Origin of the sequence: Finegoldia magna (assembly GCF_018371055.1) — a bacterium.
Classification (GTDB): Bacteria; Bacillota; Clostridia; order Tissierellales; family Peptoniphilaceae; genus Finegoldia; species Finegoldia magna_I.
In genome coordinates, this window is record NZ_JAGYZD010000240.1 from 1 (window position 1) to 2,466 (window position 2,466).

The 2,466-nt window shown below is 33.4% G+C and carries 1 protein-coding gene and 2 pseudogenes; all 3 read left to right on the top strand.

Features of this window, described 5'->3' with window-relative positions; translation table 11 throughout:
- A pseudogene (locus tag KHW44_RS08540) lies at positions 1–111 on the top strand (phage antirepressor Ant); the annotation flags it as partial.
- Positions 104–1,150: pseudogene (locus KHW44_RS08545) on the top strand (type IV secretory system conjugative DNA transfer family protein); the annotation flags it as partial. The pseudogenes KHW44_RS08540 and KHW44_RS08545, both read left to right, overlap by 8 nt.
- A 45-nt stretch (positions 1,151–1,195) precedes the next feature.
- Positions 1,196–2,466: recombinase family protein (locus tag KHW44_RS08550; protein WP_304068444.1), on the top strand; the 1,271-nt coding region annotated here is incomplete at its 3' end.

Sequence of the window (2,466 nt, forward strand, 5' to 3'; positions counted from 1 at the left end):
GAATGGGTTGATCCACTAGGTACACTTGTAGGAATACAAACATTTATAACACCAAAGGGAAGACACTACCTACTAATTTTATTAGATAGTGAAGGTTTCTACGATGAATAAGATATTAGAAGCCATTCTTTCTGATATTAAAAACCTAATTAAAATAGACAACCCAAAGAAATTTATATTATCAAATATCCCTTATCTATCCTTTTTCTACATTGGAAATATCTTTTCTAAGCACATCAATTCTTATGTAGGAGGAGATATTATTGATAGAATAATGGTGGGAATTTCTGATATAGGAACTTTATCTTATATACCAAGCCTTAATCCAAGGGACTTGTTAGTAGGTATTTCAGTTGGTGGTCTTGTTAAGTTAATTGTTTATAGCAAAGGAAAAAATAAAAAGAAATACAGGCAAGGTAAAGAATATGGATCTGCAAGATGGGGAGAAAGCAAGGATATTGCTCCATACATTGACCCTAAGTTTGAAAACAATGTTCTTATAACTAATACCGAAAGACTAACAATGAACTCAAGACCTAAAAACCCTAAATACGCTAGAAATAAAAATGTATTAGTAATAGGTGGTTCTGGATCAGGAAAGACAAGATTTTATGTAAAGCCAAACCTAATGCAAATGCACTCTTCCTATGTAGTAACAGACCCTAAGGGGACACTTGTGTTAGAGTGTGGAAAAATGCTTTATGAAAATGGATATGACATAAAGATTTTAAACACAATAAACTTTAAAAAGTCTATGAAATACAATCCATTTGCCTATTTGAGAAGTGAAAAAGATATTTTAAAGCTTGTTCAAACAATTATTGCCAACACCAAGGGAGATGGAGAAAAGGCAGGAGAAGATTTCTGGGTAAAGGCTGAGAAGTTATATTACACTGCTCTAATTGGTTATATCTATTATGAAGCACCAGAAGAAGAAAAGAATTTTAAAACACTCTTAGATATGATTGACGCAAGTGAGGTTAGAGAAGATGACGAAACCTATATGAACCCAATTGATAGGCTTTTTGAAGCTCTTGAAAAGAAAGACCCAAGTCATTTTGCAGTTAAGCAATATAAGAAATATAAGCTGGCAGCAGGAGTAATAGAATTAAGGAGAACACTTAATCACTGTTTTAGTGAAACATGTACTTCTTAATTCTTTTTTATTTAAGAAATTAAGAGGAAGGAGGAAAAAGTGAGGAATGTTGAAAAGATAACAGCACTCTATGAGAGATTAAGTCGAGATGATGAACTTGAAGGAGAGAGTAACTCAATCGTTAATCAAAAGAAAATCCTTGAAGAATATGCAAGTAAGAATAATTTAACCAACATCATCCATTTTACAGATGACGGAATAAGCGGGACACAGTTTGATAGACCAGGCTTTATGGAAATGATGAATGGAGTAAATACTGGAAATATCGGTTGTATCATCGTAAAGGATATGAGTAGACTCGGCAGAGATTATCTCAAAGTCGGTCAATGTATGGAGATATTAAGACAAAAGGGCGTAAGATTGATTGCTATCAATGACAATGTAGACAGCTTTTACAGAGAAGATGATTTTACCCCTTTTAGAAATATTATGAATGAATGGTATGCAAGAGATACTTCAAGAAAAATACAATCTACATTTAGATCAAAAGGAGAAAGCGGAAAGCATACGGCAAGCACTCCACCTTATGGCTACATCAAAGATGAAAAAGACAAAGATAAGTGGGTTGTAGATGAAAAAGCAGCCGAGATAGTAAGACGAATATTTAATCTTACAATGGACGGAGCAGGACCATACAAAATAGCAAAGATACTGGAAGCGGATAAGATAGATATACCCGCTTATCATCAGAAAAAATTGGGATATGGATTACATCAAAGCAAAAACTTTGAATATCCTTATCGTTGGTGTAGCTCCACAATTGCAAGTATCTTAAAGAAAAAAGAATACTTAGGGCATACAGTTAACTTTAAAACAAGAAAGCATTTCAAGGATAAGAAAAGTAAATATGTATCCGAAGATAATTGGCTCATCTTTGAAAATACTCACGAAGCCATCATAGACCAAGAAACCTTTGATAATGTGCAAAGGATAAGAGGAAATGTAAAAAGGTATCCTGATGGTTGGGGCGAATATCACCCACTAACAGGACTGATGTATTGTGCAGATTGTGGAAGCAAGATGTATGTTCATAGGACAAATAACTATAAGAATATTCCTTATTATGTTTGCAGTAATTATAAGAAAGTACCTTGCGGAACGCTATGTCCATCAGCTCATAGGATAAAAGCAGAAGTAGTCTTAAACCTTATCCAAGAAACATTAAAAGATATAAAAAATTATCTTGATGAAGATAATGAAGCATTTATTCATTCCATTCAAAATGAAATGGAAGAAAAGGAAAAGGCACATATAGAAAAGAAAAAGATAAGATTAACAGAAAGCCAAAACAGGCTTCAAGAGCTGGAACG